This window comes from Pelomonas sp. Root1444, from assembly GCF_001426885.1.
Taxonomy (GTDB): Bacteria; Pseudomonadota; Gammaproteobacteria; order Burkholderiales; family Burkholderiaceae_C; genus Pelomonas.
In genome coordinates this window covers 653,115-673,246 of the sequence record NZ_LMFP01000003.1, presented here as the reverse complement: position 1 = coordinate 673,246, position 20,132 = coordinate 653,115, and the positions used below count along the sequence as shown (strand labels likewise).

The following is a 20,132-nucleotide window of genomic DNA, read 5'->3' as shown; positions in this document are numbered from 1 at the left end:
GCGCGGGTTCGATCACGCTTGACCTGACGCGGACTCGCCCGGGGTGCGGGCGTCGATCGTCAGCGCATGAATGCCGCGCTGCATCAGGTCAGACAAACAATGATAAACGAGGCGGTGACGGGCCAATCTTTGCAGGCCCGTAAAGCGATCCGACACGACAGCCACATGAAAGTGGCCGCCTTCCCGCGCCCCGGCATGGCCCGCGTGCTGGGCGCTGTCGTCTCGGATGGCGAGCGCCAGCGGCGCCAGCTCGGCGCGCAGGCGCGCCTCGATCTCGGCCGCGATCATGATTTGCCGTCCTCTTCCTGCGGCAGGTGCTTGCTCAGGTACAGCCCCTGGGCGAGCGTGAACAGCAGCATGAGCCCGGTGACGCCGAAGACCTTGAAGTTGGCCCAGGCGGAGGTCGAGAAGTTGTAGGCGACGTAGAGGTTGGCGACGCCCATGACCGCGAAGAACAGAACCCAGGCGCGGTTGACCTTCACCCAGATCGCGTCGGGCAGCGGCAGTTCGGCGCTGAGCATCTTTTGAATCAGGTTCTTGCCGAACCACGCCTGTGAAATCCACAGCGTCAGTGCCATGGCCCAGTACAGCCCGGTGGGCTTCCACTTGATGAAGGTCTCGTTGTGGAACCAGACCGTCGCGCCGCCCAGGATGACGACGAGGCCGAGGCTGATCCACAGCATCAGGTCGATCTTCTTGCCGCGCAGCTTGAGGATGGCGGCCTGCGCCAGCGTCGCGATCATGACGACGACGGTGGCGAGCAGCACCGGCGCCTCCTTCGGGCCGACCACGCCGCCCTGGACCAGGAAGCCGAAATGCTGGGTGGCGAAGGCGGCCGCCGCGTCCGGGTTGCCTTCCGCGCCCTTGAAGGCGATGAAGAACAGGATCAGCGGCAGGAAGTCGAGCAGCAGTTTCATGTGGAATCAGTCGAGGACGGAGCGACCCGCTCCGCTCGGGCAGTCCGTCCCGAGTTCAGGGATTGTCTTTCACGAAATCGATGGCGGCCGAGTTGATGCAGTAACGCTCACCGGTCGGCTCGGGGCCGTCCGGGAAGACATGGCCGAGGTGGCTGCCGCACTTGTTGCAGCGCACCTCCACCCGCACCATGCCGTGGCTGCGATCGACGACGCGCTCGATGACCTCACTGTTGACCGGCGCCCAGTAGCTTGGCCATCCGCAGCCGGCATCGAACTTGGTGCCCGACTCGAACAGTGGCGTGCCGCAGCCGACGCAGTTGTAACGGCCGTCCTTGAAGTGGTCCCAGTACTTGCCGGTGAAGGCGCGCTCGGTCGCCGCCTGGCGGGCCACCTGGTATTGCATGGGGTCGAGCTGCTCGCGCCACTCGGCATCGGTCTTCTGGACGGGGTAGGTCTTGCTGGATTCACTCATGATGAACGGAAGACTTCGAGGTTGGGTATCGGGCTGCCGGACGGCCAAGGCCAGCGTGTACGGCAGTTTAGTGAGCGAGGCCCGCCCTTTGATTTCCCCGTGTTTCCCCGGGGTCCGAAGGTCGCGGTTGTGACGTTCATCGTCTGTAACCGCGGACTAGACTGAATCGATAAAACAGCCAGGAGACAGGCATGGCATTGATGGGCCGGATGATGTCGGATCCGCTGCTGATCTCGTCGCTGCTGACGCACGCCGAGCGGCATTCGGGCGAGACCGAGATCGTCAGCAAGCGGGTCGAGGGAGACCTGCACCGCAGCAACTGGCGTGAGGTGGCGCGCCGTTCGCGCCAGGCCGCGCAGGCGTTCGCGCGCCTGGGCGCGGAGCCGGGCGACCGCATCGCGACGCTGGCCTGGAATGGCCACCGCCACCTCGAGATCTACTACGGCAGCTCGGGTTCGGCGCTGGTGTGCCACACCATCAACCCGCGACTCTTCCCCGAGCAGATCGTCTGGATCGCGAACGATGCGGCGGACCGCATCCTCTGTTTCGACGCGACCTTCCTGCCGCTGGTCGAGAAGATCGCGCCGCTGCTGAAGACGGTGCAGCACTTCGTGTTGATGACCTCGCGGCCGCACATGCCGGCCAGCTCCGCAATCCCGAACCTGCTGTGCTTCGACGACCTGCTGGACGCCGAGACCGGCGACTACGCTTGGCCGCAGTTCGACGAGAACACCGCTTCCAGCATCTGCTACACGTCGGGCACCACGGGCCACCCCAAGGGCGCCGTCTACAGCCACCGCTCGACGGTGCTGCACGGCTATGCCGCGGCGCTGCCGGACGCGATGGACTGCTCCGGCAGGGACGTCATCCTGCCAGTCGTGCCGATGTTCCACGTCAACGCCTGGGGCCTGCCCTACAGCGCGGCCATCGTCGGCTGCAAGCTGGTGCTGCCCGGGCCGCACCTGGACGGCAGGAGCTTGTACGAGCTGTTCGAGGGCGAGAAGGTGTCTTTCAGCGCCGGTGTGCCGACGGTGTGGCTGGGCCTGCTGAACTACGTCAAGGCCAACAACCTGAAGTTCTCCACCTTCAAGCGCACCGTCATCGGCGGCTCCGCCTGCCCGCCGGCCATGATGAAGTCGCTGCAGCAGGACTTCGGCATCGAGGTCATCCACGCCTGGGGCATGACCGAGATGTCGCCGCTGGGCACGCTGTCGAAGCTGACCACGCGCCAGCTCGACCTGCCGGCAGAGCAGCAGCAGCGCCTGCTGGAGAAGCAGGGCCGCGTCATCTACGGCGTCGACATGGCCATCATCGACGACGAGGGCCGCTCGCTGCCGTGGGACGGGCAGAGCGCCGGCAACCTGGTGGTGCGCGGCCACTGGGTCATCTCCCAGTACTTCAATCATGACGAGTCGCCGCTGGTCAGTGTGGATGGGCAGCCAGGCTGGTTCCCGACCGGCGACGTGGCCACCATCGACGCCGACGGCTTCATGCAGATCACCGACCGCAGCAAGGACGTCATCAAGTCCGGTGGCGAATGGATCAGCTCCATCGACCTCGAGAACATCGCGATGGCGCACCCGGCCGTGCACGAGGCGGCCGTCATCGCGGCGCGCCACCCGAAATGGGACGAGCGGCCGCTGCTGGTCGTCGTGAAGAAGCCCGACGCCGCCGTCACCCGCGAGGAGCTGCTGGCCTTCTACGAGGGCCGCATCGCCAAATGGCAGATCCCCGACGACATCGCCTTCGTCACCGAGATCCCGCACACGGCCACGGGCAAGGTGCAGAAGCTCAAGCTGCGCGAGCAGTTCCTGAATCATGTGCTCCCCAGCGCCTGAACGTCGCGGGTAAGCCCGCAACGTCATTGCGACCTCGCTGCATTAAGTTCCGCCACACAAAGCCACAACCCAGGAGACAAGCATGTTCGACATCAATTCGGCCCGCTTCACCATGCGCACGCTGGCGGCCGCCGCGGCCCTCGCGCTCGCGGCCGGCGCCGCGCATGCCCAGAAGGGCGAGACGGTCAAGCTGGCCTACATCGACGCGTTGTCCGGCCTGATGGGACCGGTCGGCCAGAACCAGGTCAAGACCTTCCAGTTCCTCGGCGAGAAGTTCAACAAGAGCAACCCGGCGGGCGTGAAGTTCGAGATCGTCACCTTCGACAACAAGCTCAGCCCGGCCGAGTCGCTGAACCTGCTCAAGGCCGCGGCCGACCAGGGCATCCGCTACATCATGCAAGGCAACGGCTCCAGCGTCGCGCTGGCGCTGTCCGACGCCGTGCAAAAGCACAACGAGCGCAACCCGGGCAAGGAAATCCTCTACCTGAACTACTCGGCGGTGGACCCCGACCTGACCAACAGCAAGTGCAGCTACTGGCACTTCCGCTTCGACGCCGACACGTCGATGAAGATGGAAGCGATGTCGTCGTTCATCAAGGACCAGCCGGACGTCAAGAAGGTCTTCCTGCTGAACCAGAACTACGCCCACGGCCACCAGGTCGCCAAGTTCGCCAAGGAGACGCTGGCCCGCAAGCGCCCGGACATCCAGATCGTCGGCGAGGACCTGCACCCGCTGGCCCAGGTGCGCGACTTCGCGCCCTACGTCGCCAAGATCAAGGCCAGTGGCGCCGACACCGTCATCACCGGCAACTGGGGCTCGGACCTGGCGCTGCTCGTCAAGGCCGCCAACGAGGCTGGCTACAACGGCAAGTTCTTCACGTACTACACCGGCGTCACCGGCACGCCGACGGCGCTGGGCACGGGCGGCGCGGGCCGGGTGTTCCAGGTGGCCTACAGCCACTACAACATGGGCGGCGAGGCGCAGAAGAATGCCGACGAGTACAACAAGAAGTTCAACGACGACATGTACACGCTGAGCATCCAGCACATCTACACGATGCTGAGCCAGGCGATGGCCAACGCCAAGTCGACCGATCCGGTCAAGGTCGCCGCTGCGCTGGAAGGCCTCACGGTCAAGAGCTTCAACGGCGACGTGACGATGCGAAAGAGCGACCACCAGCTGCAGCAGCCCCTGTTCATCTCGGTCTGGCAGAAGGCCGATGCTAAGTACCCGTACAGCCCCGAGAAGACGGGCATGACGCTGGCGCCGGTGAAGCAGTTCGAGACCTATGTGTCGTCGACCCCCACCTCCTGCCAAATGAAACGGCCCGGCTAAGCCGTCTTGCTGCTGCGCGAGCCGATCTCGGGCTCGTGATGCTCGCCGTACGGGTGTACGGCTGCGCGTCCCGAACCCGACTTCGGCGCGCTCGTGACGCAACCCGGCTCAGCCGGGAGCGCGGTTTCCGAAGGGGCAGTCTTGGATCAAGTTTTCATCAACCTGCTGAACGGCCTGTCGTCCGGCCTGCTGCTCTTCATGCTGAGCTCGGGCCTGACGCTGATCTTCAGCATGATGGGCGTGCTGAACTTCGCGCACGCCAGCTTCTACATGGTGGGCGCCTACGTCGCCTACACGCTGACCGGCGTCGTCGGCTTCTGGCCGGCGCTGCTGCTGGCGCCGCTGGCGGTCGGGCTGATGGGGGCGGGCTTCGAGCGGCTGGCGCTGCGTCGGGTGCACAAGTTCGGCCACGTGCCCGAGCTGTTGATCACCTTCGGCCTGTCCTACGTGATCCTGGAGCTGGTGCAGCTCATCTGGGGCCGCACCGCGGTGCCGTTCACGCCACCGCCCGAGTTGCAGGGCTCGGCCTTCACCATCGTGTCACACCCCGTCCAGGGCATGTCGCTGATGCTCGGCAAGGCGGCGCCCGAGATCTGCGCGGCGGCGTCCTGCTCCAACTTCCCGCTCACCAAGGCCTTCATGATGGTCGTGGCGCTGCTGATGCTGGTGGCGCTGTGGCTGCTGCTGACTCGCACCCGTGTCGGCCTCGTCATCCAGGCCTCGCTGACCCACCCCGACATGGCCGAGGCGCTGGGACACAACGTGCCGCGCGTGCTGATGCTGGTGTTCGGCAGCGGCTGCGCACTGGCCGGCCTGGCTGGCGTGATCGGCGGCATCACCTTCGTGACCGAGCCCAACATGGCCGCCTTCATCGGCGCCATCATCTTCGTCGTGGTGGTGGTGGGCGGCATCGGCTCGCTGGCCGGTGCCTTCGTCGGCTCGCTGGTGGTCGGGCTGCTGCAGACCCTGCCGCTGACCATCGACGGCTCGCTCGCCACCGCGCTGACGGCGTTGGGCTTCACCGTGACGCCACAAACGCCTGGCTACCCGGTGCTGCGCCTGGCGCTGAAGGACGTCGCACAGATCCTGCCCTACCTGCTGATGGTGCTGATCCTGATCTTCCGGCCCAAGGGCCTCCTCGGTACGCGGGAGGACTGAGCCCATGAGCAAGGCCAAGGACTTTCATTTCAAGCCCTACAACGTCGGTCGCTGGATCGTCTGGGGCTTCTTCGCGCTGATCCTGCTCGTCGCGCCGCGCATCTGGACCAGCGGCCTCGCGCAGACCATGCTCACGCAGATGGGCATCGGCGTCATCGCCTGCCTGGCCTACAACATCCTGCTGGGCCAGGGCGGCATGCTGAGCTTCGGCCACGCCGTCTACAGCGGCATGGGCGCCTTCCTGGCCATCCATGCGCTGAACATGGCGGGTGCCGGCACGCTGGGTCTGCCGGTCAGCCTGATCCCGCTGGTCGGCGGCTTCGCCGGCCTCGTCTGCGCGGCCCTGCTCGGCTATGTGTCGACGAAGAAGGCCGGCACGCCTTTCGCGATGATCACGCTGGGCATCGGCGAGCTGGTGTTCGCGCTGGCACTGATGCTGCCGGAGTTCTCCGGCGGCGAGGGCGGCGTGTCCAGCAACCGCGTCATCGGCAAGCCGGTCATGGGCATCACCTTCGGGCCGCAGATCCAGGTCTACTACCTGGTCGCCGTCTACTGCTTCATCTGCACGGCCGCGATGTTCGCGCTGACGCGCACGCCGCTGGGCCGCATGCTCAACGCCGTGCGCGACAACCCGGAGCGCGTCGAGTTCGTCGGCTACGACACGCACTGGGTGCGCTTCATGGCGTTCACGATCTCCGGCTTCTTCGCCGGCATCGCGGGCGGCCTGGGCGCCATCAACACCGAGATCGTCAACGGCGAGGTGCTGCACGCTTCGCGCTCGGGTGCCTACCTGCTGTTCACCTTCCTCGGTGGCGCGACCTTCTTCTTCGGCCCCATCATCGGTGCCGTGCTGATGGTCATTGCCCTGGTGCTTCTGTCCGAGCTGACCAGCGCGTGGCTGCTCTATCTCGGCCTGGTCTTCCTCTTCATGGTCATGTACGCGCCGGGCGGCTTTGCCAGCCTGATCCTGATGAACCTGCGCGTGGCGGCCTTCGGCAAGCTGGGGCGCATCTGGACGTCGTACCTGGCGCTGGGCGGCGCCGCGCTTGCGGCGCTGGTGGGCGCGGCGGCCATGATCGAGATGCTCTACCACCGCCAGCTCAACGAGGCGCTCGGCCCCGAGCTGCGCTTCATGGGCGCGACGTTGAACAGTTCGGGCGTGGACGCCTGGTTCGGCGCAGGCTGGCTGATGGTGGTCGGCATCGGCCTGTTCGAGGTGGCGCGCCGCCACTACGCCCATCAATGGGGCGCGATCCAGGAAGACATCGAAAAGGAAATCAAGCGGAGGGAGAGCCTGTGAGCACCACCTACGCCCTCGAACTGCGCGACGTGCGCAAGAGCTTCGGCAAGAGCGAGATCATCCGCGGCGCCAACCTGGCCGTGCAGGCCGGCGAGCGCGTCGCCATCATCGGCCCCAACGGCGCGGGCAAGAGCACGCTGTTCAACCTGATCAGCGGCCGCTTCGCGCCGACGACGGGCGAGATCCTGCTGCATGGCCAGCGCATCGCCGGCAAGAAACCGTACGAGATCAACCGCCTGGGCCTGGCACGCAGCTTCCAGGTCTCCAACCTGTTCACGCGGCTGTCGGTGTTCGAGAACATCCGCTGCGCCGTGCTGTGGAGCCTGGGTCACCGCTATGCGTTCTGGAAGTTCCTGGCCGACCTGGACGATGCCAACGACCGCGCCGAGCAGATCCTGGAAATGATCAAGCTCGACAAACGCCGGGACGTGCTGGCCATGAACCTCACCTACGCCGAGGCGCGGGCGCTGGAGATCGGCATCACCCTCGCCGGCGGCGCCAGCTGCATCCTGCTGGATGAACCCACCGCCGGCATGAGCAAGAGCGAGACCAAGCGATTCATCCAGCTGATCCGCGACGTGACCGTCGGCAAGACGCTGCTGACCGTGGAGCACGACATGGGCGTCGTCTTCGGCCTGGCCGACAAGATCGCGGTGCTGGTCTACGGCGAGGTCATCGCGTTCGACACGCCGGAGGCGGTGCGCGCCAACGCGCGCGTGCAGGAGGCCTACCTCGGTTCGGTGCTGGCCGATCAACAAGCAGCATCGGCGGCAGCATGAGCAACGGACGCATCCTCCAGCTGGACAACGTCCACGCCTTCTACGGCAAGAGCCATGTGCTGCACGGCGTGAGCCTGCAGGTCAACCCGGGCGAGATCGTCAGCCTGCTGGGCCGCAACGGTGCCGGCCGCTCGACGATGGTCAAGACCATCATGGGCCAGGTCGATGCCAAGGGCTCGGTCAAGTTTGGCGACGTCGAACTCGTCGGCCGCAAGGCGTACGAGATCGCCCACATGGGCCTGGGCTACGTCCCCGAGAACCGCGACATCTTCCCCAAGCTGACGGTGCACCAGAACCTGCTGCTGGGGCAGAAAAGCGGCGCGAACGGCAAAGGGAAAAGCGCGCGCTGGGGCTTCGACGACATGTACAAGATGTTCCCGCGGCTCAAGGAGCGCCAGCACACCGAGGCGGGCGTGCTGTCCGGCGGTGAGCAACAGATGCTCACGCTCTGCCGCACGCTGATGGGCGACCCCGACCTCATCATGATCGACGAGCCCACCGAAGGGCTGGCGCCGAAGATCGTCGAACTGGTGGCCGAGTACCTGAAGGAACTCCAGCGTCGCGGTATCGCGGTGCTGCTGGTCGAGCAGAAGCTCGCCATCGCGCTGGAGATTTCCGAGCGCTGCTACGTGATGGGCCACGGCCGCATCGTCTTCGAAGGCACGCCGGCGGAGCTGCGCGGCAACGCCTACATCCGCAAGGAGTGGCTGGAGGTCTAGGCCGGCACGAGCCGCACTGCGGCGTGGGCGGCGAGGCAGTTGTGGCGCGCGAGCGCCGCCAACTCCAACCCGCTGCGGCCGACGTCCGGGAAGGTCGCCGAGCCCATGTGCAGCGCCGACTGCATCAGCATGCCGTCCACGCCGTAGCTGCCGCGCAATGCCTGCTGCAGCCGCTCTTCGATCAGCACCGCTTCCGCCACGCCGGCCAGTGGCAGCACCACCGCAAAGCTGTCGTCGCCGACCTGCAGCACCTCGTCGCTGCCGCGCACCCGGTTGCGCAGCCGCCGGCTCAGCGCCTGCATCAAGGCCTCGCGCGCACCGTCCGGCCATGGGGCTCCGCGGCGCGCATGCAGCGCCGCCTCGATCCAGATGACCGTCAGCCGGCTGCCCTGCCGGCGCGAGCGCGCCACGTGGCGCGACAGCTGCAGGCCCACGGCCTCCAGCGTCCCGACGCGGGGGACGTCGGCTTGGGGAGCTGGGCGAAGCTCCGGCGGCGTCGGGTCGGCGAGCCGTTGGGGCTGGGACATGGAGGACTCCTTGAACGATGCGGCAGTGGGTGAGGGCCGGCCCGCGTCCCGCCTTCCGATCCAACGCCGGCCTCCCCGGCGGTTCGCGAAGCGCGGCCCTCATTTGTCAAAACGCAGGCCGGCCGGCAAACCCGACATGGCGTCAGAATTTTTTTGATCGCCAGGGGCGGCCGTGTTCGCCATCGCTGATGGCCGGCGCCAACAGCCGCTAGAGTGAGGTGATGCCCGACATCACCCAACTGCTGCAGGCCGCCCGGCTGGGTGACCGCGCTGCCGCCGACCAGGTGGTGGCGCAGCTCTACGCGGAGTTGCGGCGCATCGCGCGCCGGCAGGTGCGCGGCGCGGGTGACCTGACGCTGCTGGACACCACCGCCCTGGTGCACGAAGCCTGGCTGCGCCTGAGCGGCACCGAGGGCAAGGACTTCCCCGACCGGCGCCACTTCCTGGCGTACGCCGCCCAGGCGATGCGGTCGGTGGTCATCGACCTCGTCCGTGCCCGCCAGGCCGAGCGCCGCGGCGGCGGCCAGGAGCACCTGACGCTCAACACCGCCATCGCCGAGCTGACGCCCCAGCGCGATGACGACGTCTTGCGCGTGCACGAGGCCTTGGACGAGCTGGCGCAACTGGAGCCGCGGCTGGCGCAGGTGGTGGAGATGCGTTATTTCGGCGGGCTGCTCGAGCAGGAGATCGCCGAGGCGCTGGGCGTGACCGAACGCACCGTGCAGCGGGACTGGCAGAAGGCCCGTCTCTTCCTGTCCATGAGCCTGGCCTGAGCCGTGGACGCCGTGGACAAGCAGCGCTGGATGGCGTTGAGCCCGCTGCTGGATGAATTGCTGGACCTCGAACCGGCCGCGTGCGAGGCGCGCCTGGCGCACATCCGGGCCGAGGACGCCGAGCTGGCCGCGCAGCTGCAGCGCCTGCTGGGGCGTTCCGCGGAGCTGCAGCAACAGGGCTTCCTGAGCGAGCCCGTCCCCGCCCGATGGCAAGAGGCGCCGGGGTCCGTGCCTGACGACGAGCCGCCCGCCGACATGACCGGCCAGGCCATCGGCCCCTACGTGCTGCAGCGCCAGCTGGGGCAGGGCGGCATGGGCACGGTCTGGCTGGCGCGCCGTGCCGACGGCCGCTTCGAGGGGCAGGTGGCGGTCAAGTTCCTGACCGCCGGCCTGCTCGGCCGCGGTGACGCGGGTCGTTTCGCGCGCGAGGGGCAGATCCTCGCCCGCCTGTCCCACCCGCACATCGCGCGGTTGCTGGATGCCGGCCTGCACCATGGCGAGCAGCCCTACCTCGTGCTGGAGTACGTGGACGGCCAGCCGCTGGACGCCTACTGCCGGCAGCGGCGGCTGGAGGTCGAGGCCCGCGTGCGGCTGTTCCTGGACGTGCTCGCCGCCGTGGCACACGCGCATGCACGGTTGATCCTGCACCGCGACCTCAAGCCCAGCAACATCCTCGTGACGCCCGAGGGCGCAGTGAAGCTGCTGGACTTCGGCATCGCCAAGCTGCTGGACGACAGCACGCAGGCCACGCACGGCGCGGCGGCCACCGAACTCACCCAGCGCGCCGGCAGCGCCTACACGCCCCAGTTCGCCGCGCCCGAGCAGGTGCAGCAGGCCGACGTCACCACCGCCACCGACGTCTACGCCCTGGGCGTGCTGCTCTACCTGCTGCTGGGCGGCAGCCACCCGACGGCCGACGACACGCAGACGCAACTGGACCGGCTCAAGGCCGTCGTCGAGCATGTGCCGCGGCGGCTCTCCGACGTGGCCGCCGGGCAGGACGACGCCGTCATCGCCGACCACGCGCGCGAGCTGCGCGGCGACCTCGACACCATCGTCGCCAAGGCGCTGAAGAAGTCGCCCGCGGAGCGCTACGCCAACGCGCAGGCACTGGCCGACGACCTGCAGCGCTGGCTGGCCCACGAGCCCATCCGCGCGCGGCCGGACAGCCGGTTGTATGTGCTGAACCGCTTCGTGCGACGGCACCGACTGGCGGTGGCTGCGGGCTCTGCCGCCGTGCTGGCGCTCGTCGCCCTGACGACAGTCAGCGTGTTGCAGGCCTATCGCGCCGAACAGGCCGAGCAGCAGGCGCAGGCGCGCCGCCAGCAGGCCGAGGACGTGCTCAGCTACATGCTCGGCGAGTTTGCCGACAAGCTCAGGCCCATCGGGCGTCTGGAGCTGCTCGACAGCGTGGGCGGCAAGGCACTGAAGGTGCTGGACGGCAGCGACGCGCCCAGTCCCGCGGACCGGCTGCAGCGGGCCAAGGCGCTGACGGTGATCGGCGAGGTTCGGGTCTCCAAGCGGGACCTCGAGGCGGCGCAGGAACCGTTGGAAGCCGCCGCAGGGCTGCTGCAAGGCGATCCACCGGCGGCCGGCATGACGGCGGCCTGGCGCAAGGCCCAGGGCGCTGTGGCGTTCTGGCAGGGCGAGGTGTTCTTTCGCCAACGCCAGCTCGAACAGGCCGAGACCTATTGGACGCGCTATCGCGACGTGAGCGCGAAGTGGCTGCAGACGGAAGCAGGCAGCGCGGACGCGCAACTGGAGTTGTCTTATGCGGAGAACAGCCTGGGCAGCTTGCGCCTGGGGCAGGGCCAGTTCGCCGAGGCGGAACGGGCTTTCCGTCACTCCCTGAAGCTCAAGGAGGCGGTACTCGCCCGCCGACCCGACGATCCGGGTCTGCGCAGCGACTGGAGCGACACCGTCAGCTGGCTGGGCGCATTGCTGCAGCAGACGGGCCGGTATGAAAGCTCAGCCAAAACCTTTGAGCGCGCGCTGCCTTCTGTCCAGGCGCTGCGCGAGCAGCATCCCGCCGATCTCGAGTGGCTCAAGCGGGAAGCCAGCCTGCTCTATCAGCTGGGTCACGTCCAGATGGTGGCGGGACGGAACGCTGCGCCGATCCTGACCCGCGCCAAGATCGCCGCGGATCGGCTGCGGCAAGGAGATCCCGCCAATGTCAGCTGGGCCTTCATGGCGCTTGAGATCGATGCCGATCTGCTCGCCCAGGCGCCGAACCTGTCATCGTCTGCCCGGGCACGACTGGCGTCCGCATTGCTGGAAAGACTCGACGGCCTGCGCCCCGGCAAACCGCCGCTGGATGGCTGGTTGCCAAGGCGGATCAAGCTGCTCGACCTGATGTCAGCCGGCTGCGCGGCGGTTGGCTGCGACGCGTTGGACGAGACCATTCCGCGAACCGAAGAGCGCCTGTCGGCAATGATCGCCAAGCGTCCGAAAAGCGTGCCTTTGCAGACGCTGAACGCGGCCGTGCGCCTGCAGTTGCTGAAGGCCGAGCGCCATGCCGCCGACAGGGCTGCCAGCGAGCCTGCGTGCCGCCAGGCCGATGGGCTGCTGCAGCTTCGTGAAGGCTGGCTGCAGTCGCATGCCGAGCTGACGCACCAATGGCTTCAAGTGCGCACATGCCTGGATCCGCGAGCCGCGGAGCGGCGGGATTGGCTTTCCGCTCAAGACTGGTTGCAGCGCCAGCGAGGTTCCTGACCCGCGTCGTTTCAAGTCGACCGGGCATTTCATTCCCAACCCAAAGGAGTTTCCGTGGCCACTTTCGTCCCTCCCTATACCGTGACAGTCACCAGCACTGCCGGCGGCCTTTCGCAGTGCACTTATGTCGACGGTACCGGTGCGGTGGTGCCGCCGGATACACCGCTCACAACATCGACGCCCAGGGGCCAGGACGGCGAACTGGCCATCAATTTCGCCGAAACGACGGTGGACGGCGAGCAACTCCGCCTGGTGGGCGCGGCCGCGAAGACCGTCGGAAACGACCCGACGATGAGCCCCTACAACTATCTGCCTGCCACCCGCGCGCAGTCCGGCAGTGCGTGGGTCGACAGTGTCGTCGTGCCATGGGGCGCGAACAACTACACGACCCGTGGCGTCGTGCTGCTGTTCGCGCAGGTCGACGACAAGGGGGACATGGTGAACTTCTACCCAAGCGCCGACCCGCAGACGCAGAACGACACGCCGGACACCGGCAGCTGATTCAGCGGCCGCCGATTCGCGCCTGGCGCTGCTTCACGAAGCTCTGTGCCAGGTCCGAATCGGGTTGCAGGCGCTGCCCGATGTACAGCTCCTGCCGCCGTTCCGCGATCTGTGCCCTGAGCCGCGCGGCCATGATGTCCAGCGGACGCATGCCGCCGGCCTCCGCGCGTTCGATCGCGATGCGCAACTCATGCATCTGCAGGCCGTGCAGCAGCGCCGTCTGCGCCTGCACGACGCGGATGCGGCCCTGCACGAGGTGCTCGCACAGCCCCAGCCAGGCGCGCACCGCGTCGGCCGGGCCGCCGATGACCTTCTCCGGCAGCTCGCCGGCAGCCAGCAGCAGGGTTTCGAGGCACGGCCGGTCGCCGCGTTCGTAGGCGTCGTTGACGACCATCATGCGCTGCTCGCAAACGGCGCGCTCGGGGCCGGGCGGCGCGAGGTCCGGGTGGAAGCGCATGGCCGCGCGGCGGTACAGCGTCTTCAGGCTGGGTGGCGGCAGGTCGGTCAGCGGGCCGGTGGGCTCGGGCGGCAGCGGCGTCGCTTCGGGCAGGGCGGGAATGTCGGGCCAGGGCTTGCCGCGCGGCGCGGTCGGCAGCGGGGCATCGACGCCCTGGCGCCTCAAGGCCTCGGACAGCAGCGCAGTGGCCTGGTGCAGCTGGGCTTCCAGGTCGTCGAGCTCGCGCATCAGCGGGCCTAACGTCTCCAGATAGCGCAGCCGAAAGCCCAGCAGCTTGGCGCGGGCGCCGTCGTGGTCGGCTTCCAGCACGGCCAGGTAGCGCCGCATGTCCTGCAACTGCTCACGCCGCCGTGTCAGTTCGTGCCGGGTGATCGCCGTGCGTGCCATGAGCCGCGATTCTGCCCCGGCCCCAGGCGTGGGAACGGCCCGTGGACTGTCAATTCACGGGCCGTCGCATGGGGATTTACCTGGGTCTACTGGGATGCGGCCGAGGCCGGCAGCTCGGCCACGCTGGCCGCCAGCTCGGCCGGCGCTGCCATTGCCGCCGCCTGCGTGGGCGTGGGGGCCTGGCTGCCGGAGGGCAGGGGCAGCAGCGGCACGATCAGCAGCGCGACGATGTTGATGATCTTGATCAGCGGGTTCACGGCCGGGCCGGCGGTGTCCTTGTAGGGGTCGCCCACGGTGTCGCCGGTGACGGCGGCCTTGTGCGCTTCCGAGCCCTTCTTGTGCATTACGCCCTTGTCGTCGGTGAAGCCTTCCTCGATCAGCTTCTTGGCGTTGTCCCAGGCGCCGCCGCCGGTGCACATGGAGATGCCGACGAACAGGCCGGTGACGATGGTGCCCATGAGCAGGCCGCCCAGCGCCGCCGGGCCGAGGACGAGGCCCACGATGATGGGCGCGGCCACCGGCAGCAGCGACGGCACGATCATTTCCTTGATGGCCGCGGTGGTCAGCATGTCGACCGCGGCGCTGTAGTCGGGCTTGCGCTGGCCGGCCATGATGGCGCCGTCGGCGAACTGCTTGCGCACCTCGACGACGACGGCGCCCGCCGCGCGGCCCACCGCCTCCATCGCCATGGCACCGAACAGGTAGGGGATCAGGCCGCCGAGGAACAGGCCCAGGATGACCTTGTGGTCCGACAGGTCGAAGCTGACATGCATGCCGCGCGCTTCCAGCGCGTGCGTGTAGTCGGCAAACAGCACCAGCGCCGCCAGGCCGGCGGAGCCGATGGCATAGCCCTTGGTGACGGCCTTGGTCGTGTTGCCCACGGCGTCCAGCGGGTCGGTGACGTCGCGCACGCTCTCGGGCAGCTCGGCCATCTCGGCGATGCCGCCGGCGTTGTCGGTGATGGGGCCGTAGGCGTCCAGCGCAACGACGATGCCGGCCATGCTCAGCATGGAGGTGGCCGCCACCGCGATGCCGTACAGGCCCGCCATCGCATAGGCCGAGTAGATGGCCGCGCAGACGAACAGCACCGGCCAGGCGGTGGACTTCATCGACACGCCCAGGCCCGCGATGACGTTGGTGCCGTGGCCGGTGGTGGAGGCCTGCGCCACGTGTTGCACCGGGTGGTACTGGGTGCCGGTGTAGTACTCGGTGATCCAGACCATCGCCGCGGTCAGGATCAGGCCCACCGCGCAGGCGCCGAACAGCGCCATGGCGTTGGTCGTGCCGCCGCCGGCGAGCTGGATGTCGCCGGGGAACATCGCGCGGGTCACGAAGAAGAAGGCGATCAGGCTCAGCACCCCGGCCACGATCAGGCCCTTGTACAGCGCCGGCATCACGTTCTTCATGCCGGGGCTGGCCTTGACGAAGTAGCAGCCGATGATGGACGCGATGATGGACACGCCACCCAATGCAAGCGGGTAGACGACGCCGGCCATCGCGCTGCTGCCGGTCACCATCAGGGCGCCCAGCGCCATCGCGGCGATCAGCGTGACGGCATAGGTCTCGAACAGGTCGGCCGCCATGCCAGCGCAGTCGCCGACGTTGTCGCCCACGTTGTCGGCAATCACGGCCGGGTTGCGCGGGTCGTCCTCGGGGATGCCCGCCTCGACCTTGCCGACCAGGTCGGCGCCGACGTCCGCGCCCTTGGTGAAGATGCCGCCGCCCAGGCGCGCGAAGATGGAGATCAGCGAGGAGCCGAAGGCCAGGCCCAGCATGGGCTTGAGCGCCGCGCTGTCATGCCCGCCGCCGATGGCCATGTAGAAGCCGCCCACGCCCAGCAAGCCCAGGCCCACGACCAGCATGCCGGTGATGGCGCCGCCCTTGAAGGCCACGTCCAGCGCCGGGCCGATGCCCTTGGAGGCCGCCTGCGCGGTGCGCACGTTGGCGCGCACCGAGATGTTCATGCCGATGAAGCCGCAGATGCCCGACAGCACCGCGCCGATGACGAAGCCGACGGCCGTCGTCGTGCCCAGGCCCGACACCGCGATCGCGATGGCCAGCACGACGCCGACGATGGCGATGGTGCGGTACTGGCGGCCCAGGTAGGCGGCAGCGCCCTGCTGGATCGCCGCTGCGATCTCCTGCATGCGGGCGTTGCCCGCGTCTTGGCTCAGGATCCAGCTTCGTTGAATGAAGCCATAAAGAACGGCCGCGAGGCCGCAGGCCAGCGCGAAGTACAGCGCCATTTCCGTCGACATGTATGAGTCTCCTGTTTAGCGTGTGATCCATGGCCCGGGGCAGGGTATGCCTGGGCTCGGCGGTTTGAGCTTAAGGGCCGGGTTTCGCCCCGGGCTTGCGCGTTTACCAGTGCAGTACGGGAAATCTAGAATGCGGGTTTTCCAGCCCCCAAGAACGACGACCATGAGCCTGCACAACGTGACCCCCGGCGCCAAGGCGCCCGACGAGTTCAACGTCATCATCGAGATCCCGATGAATGCCGACCCGATTAAGTACGAGGTCGACAAAGACAGCGGTGCGCTGTTCGTCGATCGCTTCCTGACGACGCCGATGTACTACCCGTGCAACTACGGGTACATCCCCAGGACGCTGGCCGACGACGGCGACCCGGTGGACGTGCTGGTCATCACCCCGTTCGCGCTGACGCCCGGCGTCGTCGTCACCTGCCGCCCGCTGGGCGTGCTGATGATGGACGACGAGGCCGGCGGCGACGCCAAGCTGCTGGCCGTGCCGACCAACAAGATCCTGCCCATGTACAGCCACTGGGAGAAGATCGAGGACGTGAACCCGATGCGCATCAAGGCCATCCAGCATTTCTTCGAGCACTACAAGGACCTGGAAGCCGGCAAGTGGGTCAAGGTCAAGGGCTGGGAAGGCCCGGAGAAGGCCAAGTCCGAAATCACCGAAGGCATGGCGAACTACGCCAAGACGCTGGCGAAGTAATCAGCTTTCGCCTGCCCTCGAAGACGCCGCATCCGCGGCGTTTTTTGTTTTGAACGGCGTGTGTTCGCCGAGCTCGTCGACGTAGCCCGCGATTGCCTCGCCCTCGCGGGCCAGGAAGTCGTTGACCGCGTCGGCGAACGCGGGATGCGCCAGCCAGTGGCTGGACGCCGTGGGCGTGGGCATCAGGCCGCGCGCCATCTTGTGCTCGCCTTGCGCGCCGCCCTCGAAGCGCTGGTAGCCGTGGGCCATGCACCAGGCCAGCGGCTGGTAGTAGCAGGCGTCGAAGTGCAGGTGGGGGATGTGCTCGACGGCGCCCCAGTAGCGGCCGAATGCGGCGCGGCGCTGCGGGTCCAGCGCGATCAGCGAGCAGGCCACGCGCTCGCCCCCTTGCCGCGCCGTGAACATCAGCCAGTGCGCCGGCATGTCGCTGGCCATGCGGGCGAAGAAGTCGCGGCTGAGGTAGGGCGTGCTGTGGTGTTCGCGGTAGGTCTGCTGGTAGCAGCGGTAGAAGAAGTCCCAGTCTGCGGGCGAGATGGCTGCGCCCTCGCGAGCCTCCAACACGACGCCGGCCTCGCGCACGCGGCGCTGCTCCTGCTGGATCTTCTTGCGCTTGTCGCGCTGCAGGCGCGCCAGGAAGGCAGCGAAGTCGGCATCGCCGCCGTTGGTCCAGTGGAACTGCACACCGGCGCGCGCGGTGCAGCCGGCGGCTGCCAGCGCTGCCTGGTCGGCCGGGTCGCCGAACAGCACGTGCAGCGACGAGGCGTGCGTCTCGCCGGCCAGGCCCCGCAGCGCCTGGGCCAGCAGCAGGCGCGAGGCGTCGTCCACCGCCAGCAACCGGCTGCCCGGCACCGGCGTGAACGGCACGGCCACCAGCAGCTTGGGGTAGTAGCGCAGGCCATGGCGGCGGTAGGCATCGGCCCAGGCCCAGTCGAACACGTACTCGCCGTAGGAATGCGTCTTCAGCCAGGCCGGGCAGGCGGCGACCAAGCGCGCGTCGTCCCAGACGCTCAGGAACATCGGCTGCCAGCCGGTGCCGGCCACGGCCGAGCCGGAGTCGTGCAGCGCCTGCAGGTACTCGTGTCGCATGAACGGCGTGGGCTGTGCAGACGCGGCCAGCAGGCGATTCCAGGCGTCGGGTGCCAAGGCGGCCGGTGAGTCGTCGACGCGGATGGTGGGCATGGCATCCACTCTATAGGGCCGGGCCAGGCCACTGAAAACTGTCGGGCATCGCCCGCACCGGCGGTGCGCAGGGCCCGCTTGATGGCAGGATGACGCCCATGCGCTTCGACAACCTCTACAGCCACGACTTCGCCCGACTGGCCGTGGGCCTGCCCCTGTGCCGCGTGGCCGATCCCGTCTTCAATGCCGAACATACAATTTCGTTGCTGAAGCAGGCCGCGGCCGACGACGTGGCCGTCATGGCCTTTCCGGAGCTGGGCCTGTCGGCCTACAGCTGCGACGACCTCTTCCACCAGCGCGCACTGCTCGACGGCTGCGAGGCGGCCCTGGCCGCCGTGCTGGCCGCCAGCGCGGCGCTGCCCACCGTCGCTGTCGTCGGCATGCCGCTGCGCGTCGAGCAGCGCCTGTTCAACTGCGCCGTCGTGCTGCAGCGCGGCCGCATCCTGGGTGTGGTGCCCAAGACCTTCCTGCCCAACTACGGTGAGTTCTACGAGGCGCGCCAGTTCAGCTCGGGCGAGGAGGCGACCGTGGCCACCGTCTCGCTGCTGGGCCAGCAGGTGCCCTTCGGCAGCCGCCAGATCTTCACCGCCGAGGACCTGCCGCTGCTGCGCCTGCATGTGGAGATCTGCGAGGACGTGTGGACGCCGATCCCGCCGTCGTCCTTCGCGGCGCTGGCCGGGGCGACCGTGCTCGTCAACCTGTCGGCGTCCAACGTCGTCATCGGCAAGGCCGGCTACCGGCGCCAGCTGGTGTCGCAGCAGTCGGCGCGCTGCCTGGCGGCCTATGTCTACTCGTCGGCCGGTGCCGGCGAGTCGACGACCGACCTCGCCTGGGACGGCCAGGCCCTCATTTGCGAAAACGGCGAGCTGCTCGTCGAGTCCGAGCGCTTCCAGCGCCGCTCGCAGCTCGTGACGGCGGACGTGGACCTCGAACGCCTGGCCCGCGAGCGCATGCGGCAAACCAGCTTCGGCCAGTCTGTGCGCCTGCATGCGGCGCAGCTGGCCGCCTTCCGCCATGTCGATTTCAGGCTGGATCTGGATCGCGACAAACCGCTGGCCTTGCGCCGCCGCGTCGAGCGCTTCCCCTATGTGCCCGCGGACCCCGGCCGCCGCGACGAGCGCTGCCAGGAGGTCTACAACATCCAGGTCCAGGGCCTGACGCAGCGCCTGGCCTCCAGCGGCGTCCACAAGCTCGTCGTCGGCATCTCGGGCGGGCTGGATTCCACGCAGGCGCTGATCGTCGCGGCACGCGCGATGGACGCGCTGGGCCTGCCGCGCACGAACATCATCGGCGTGACCATGCCGGGCTTCGCCACCGGCGAGCGCACGCGCGAACAGGCGCGGCGCCTGATGGCGGCGGTGGGCTGCGAGGCGCGCGAGATCGACATCCGGCCCAGTTGCACGCAGATGCTGAAGGACATCGGCCATCCGCACAGCGATGCGAAGCCCGTCTATGACGTCACCTTCGAGAACGTGCAGGCCGGCGAGCGCACCAGCCATCTGTTCCGCCTGGCCAACCTGGAGGGCGGCATGGTGCTCGGCACCGGTGACCTGTCCGAACTGGCGCTGGGCTGGTGCACCTATGGCGTGGGCGACCACATGTCGCACTACAACGTCAATGCGAGCGTGCCCAAGACGCTGATCCAACACCTGGTGCGCTGGGTGGCCGAGCGCGGCCTGCTCGGTGCCGGCACCGACACGCAGGTGCTGCTGGACATCCTCGACACGGAGATCAGCCCCGAGCTCGTGCCCGGCAGCCTGCAGAGCACGCAGGCCACCGTCGGAGCCTATGCACTGCAGGACTTCAACCTCTTCTCCACGCTCCGCTACGGATACGCGCCGGCCAAGATCGCCTTCCTGGCGCAGCACGCCTGGCACGACACCTATGCGCTCGCCGAGATCAAGCGCGTGCTGCGCATCTTCGTGCAGCGCTTCTTCAAGGGCAGCCAGTTCAAGCGCAGCTGCGTGCCGAACGCACCCAAGGTCGGCAGCGGCGGCTCGCTGTCCCCCCGCGGCGACTGGCGTGCACCCAGCGATTCCGAGGCCGCTGTGTGGCTGGCGGACCTGGACCGGATTCCCGATGAACATGCTTAAATCGACGCCAGACGAAATCAGGA

General features: G+C 68.0%; 18 protein-coding genes. 11 read left to right on the top strand and 7 right to left on the bottom strand.

Features of this window, described 5'->3' with window-relative positions; all coding sequences use genetic code 11:
* Positions 1-12 precede the first annotated feature (12 nt).
* Genes ASD35_RS05905 through msrB form a run of 3 tightly spaced genes read right to left on the bottom strand, consistent with a single transcriptional unit; the run spans position 13 to position 1,389 of the window.
* On the bottom strand, positions 13-288 hold the full coding sequence (locus ASD35_RS05905) for a BolA family transcriptional regulator (protein WP_056873948.1): 276 nt from the start codon (positions 286-288) through the stop codon (positions 13-15).
* The gene (locus tag ASD35_RS05900) at positions 285-917 is read right to left on the bottom strand and encodes a septation protein A (protein WP_056873947.1); all 633 of its coding nucleotides are present in this window, start codon (positions 915-917) and stop codon (positions 285-287) included. The genes ASD35_RS05905 and ASD35_RS05900 overlap by 4 nt, the downstream gene beginning before the upstream one ends.
* 55 nt (positions 918-972) lie before the next feature.
* Positions 973-1,389, bottom strand: coding sequence for a peptide-methionine (R)-S-oxide reductase MsrB (gene msrB / locus ASD35_RS05895; RefSeq protein WP_056873946.1), 417 nt, complete (start codon positions 1,387-1,389; stop codon positions 973-975).
* Between the two features lie 191 nt (positions 1,390-1,580).
* Here msrB and ASD35_RS05890 point away from each other — a divergent pair, with 191 nt between their 5' ends.
* The 6 genes from ASD35_RS05890 to ASD35_RS05865 all read left to right on the top strand — a co-directional run bounded on the left by ASD35_RS05890 (position 1,581) and on the right by ASD35_RS05865 (position 8,519).
* The gene (locus ASD35_RS05890) at positions 1,581-3,227 is read left to right on the top strand and encodes a 3-(methylthio)propionyl-CoA ligase (protein WP_056873945.1); all 1,647 of its coding nucleotides are present in this window, start codon (positions 1,581-1,583) and stop codon (positions 3,225-3,227) included.
* Positions 3,228-3,309: 82 nt separating this feature from the next.
* Complete coding sequence (locus ASD35_RS05885; protein ID WP_235538251.1) at positions 3,310-4,563, top strand: branched-chain amino acid ABC transporter substrate-binding protein; 1,254 nt, start codon at positions 3,310-3,312, stop codon at positions 4,561-4,563.
* A 198-nt stretch (positions 4,564-4,761) separates the two neighbouring features.
* Entirely contained in the window at positions 4,762-5,721 is a 960-nt protein-coding gene (locus tag ASD35_RS05880) for a branched-chain amino acid ABC transporter permease (RefSeq protein WP_235538283.1), read from the top strand.
* A gap of 4 nt (positions 5,722-5,725) precedes the next feature.
* Positions 5,726-7,021 (top strand): branched-chain amino acid ABC transporter permease, encoded by a 1,296-nt coding sequence (locus tag ASD35_RS05875; RefSeq protein WP_056873943.1) that lies wholly within the window; start codon positions 5,726-5,728, stop codon positions 7,019-7,021.
* On the top strand, positions 7,018-7,800 hold the full coding sequence (locus tag ASD35_RS05870) for an ABC transporter ATP-binding protein (RefSeq protein WP_056873942.1): 783 nt from the start codon (positions 7,018-7,020) through the stop codon (positions 7,798-7,800). Before ASD35_RS05875 ends, ASD35_RS05870 begins: the two co-directional genes overlap by 4 nt.
* Entirely contained in the window at positions 7,797-8,519 is a 723-nt protein-coding gene (locus tag ASD35_RS05865) for an ABC transporter ATP-binding protein (protein WP_369819191.1), read from the top strand. The genes ASD35_RS05870 and ASD35_RS05865 overlap by 4 nt, the downstream gene beginning before the upstream one ends.
* Here the strand turns inward: ASD35_RS05865 and ASD35_RS05860 are convergent.
* Positions 8,516-9,046 (bottom strand): diguanylate cyclase domain-containing protein, encoded by a 531-nt coding sequence (locus tag ASD35_RS05860; RefSeq protein WP_082579940.1) that lies wholly within the window; start codon positions 9,044-9,046, stop codon positions 8,516-8,518. The two genes, ASD35_RS05865 and ASD35_RS05860, sit on opposite strands and share 4 nt — an antisense overlap.
* Positions 9,047-9,267: 221 nt before the next feature.
* Here ASD35_RS05860 and ASD35_RS05855 point away from each other — a divergent pair, with 221 nt between their 5' ends.
* Genes ASD35_RS05855 through ASD35_RS05845 form a run of 3 tightly spaced genes read left to right on the top strand, consistent with a single transcriptional unit; the run spans position 9,268 to position 13,032 of the window.
* Positions 9,268-9,819: an ECF-type sigma factor gene (locus tag ASD35_RS05855; protein WP_056874608.1), complete on the top strand. Its 552-nt coding sequence runs from the start codon at positions 9,268-9,270 to the stop codon at positions 9,817-9,819.
* 3 nt (positions 9,820-9,822) lie between these two features.
* Entirely contained in the window at positions 9,823-12,531 is a 2,709-nt protein-coding gene (locus ASD35_RS05850) for a serine/threonine-protein kinase (protein WP_056873940.1), read from the top strand.
* Between the two features lie 54 nt (positions 12,532-12,585).
* On the top strand, positions 12,586-13,032 hold the full coding sequence (locus ASD35_RS05845; RefSeq protein ID WP_157275397.1) for a hypothetical protein: 447 nt from the start codon (positions 12,586-12,588) through the stop codon (positions 13,030-13,032).
* 1 nt (position 13,033) lies between these two features.
* On the opposite strand, the gene ASD35_RS05840 is transcribed toward ASD35_RS05845, so the two are convergent.
* Positions 13,034-13,876 carry a J domain-containing protein gene (locus ASD35_RS05840; protein WP_056873938.1) on the bottom strand — a complete coding sequence of 281 codons (843 nt, stop codon included), beginning with the start codon at positions 13,874-13,876 and terminating at the stop codon, positions 13,034-13,036.
* 86 nt (positions 13,877-13,962) lie between these two features.
* Positions 13,963-16,134, bottom strand: coding sequence for a sodium-translocating pyrophosphatase (locus ASD35_RS05835; RefSeq protein WP_056873937.1), 2,172 nt, complete (start codon positions 16,132-16,134; stop codon positions 13,963-13,965).
* Between the two features lie 163 nt (positions 16,135-16,297).
* Here ASD35_RS05835 and ppa point away from each other — a divergent pair, with 163 nt between their 5' ends.
* The gene (gene ppa / locus ASD35_RS05830; protein WP_056873936.1) at positions 16,298-16,837 is read left to right on the top strand and encodes an inorganic diphosphatase; all 540 of its coding nucleotides are present in this window, start codon (positions 16,298-16,300) and stop codon (positions 16,835-16,837) included.
* Here the strand turns inward: ppa and ASD35_RS05825 are convergent, their stop codons facing one another.
* On the bottom strand, positions 16,838-18,016 hold the full coding sequence (locus ASD35_RS05825; RefSeq protein WP_056873935.1) for a GNAT family N-acetyltransferase: 1,179 nt from the start codon (positions 18,014-18,016) through the stop codon (positions 16,838-16,840).
* A gap of 98 nt (positions 18,017-18,114) precedes the next feature.
* Here ASD35_RS05825 and ASD35_RS05820 point away from each other — a divergent pair, with 98 nt between their 5' ends.
* The gene (locus ASD35_RS05820; protein WP_056873934.1) at positions 18,115-20,109 is read left to right on the top strand and encodes an NAD(+) synthase; all 1,995 of its coding nucleotides are present in this window, start codon (positions 18,115-18,117) and stop codon (positions 20,107-20,109) included.
* The last annotated feature ends 23 nt before the right edge of the window (positions 20,110-20,132 follow it).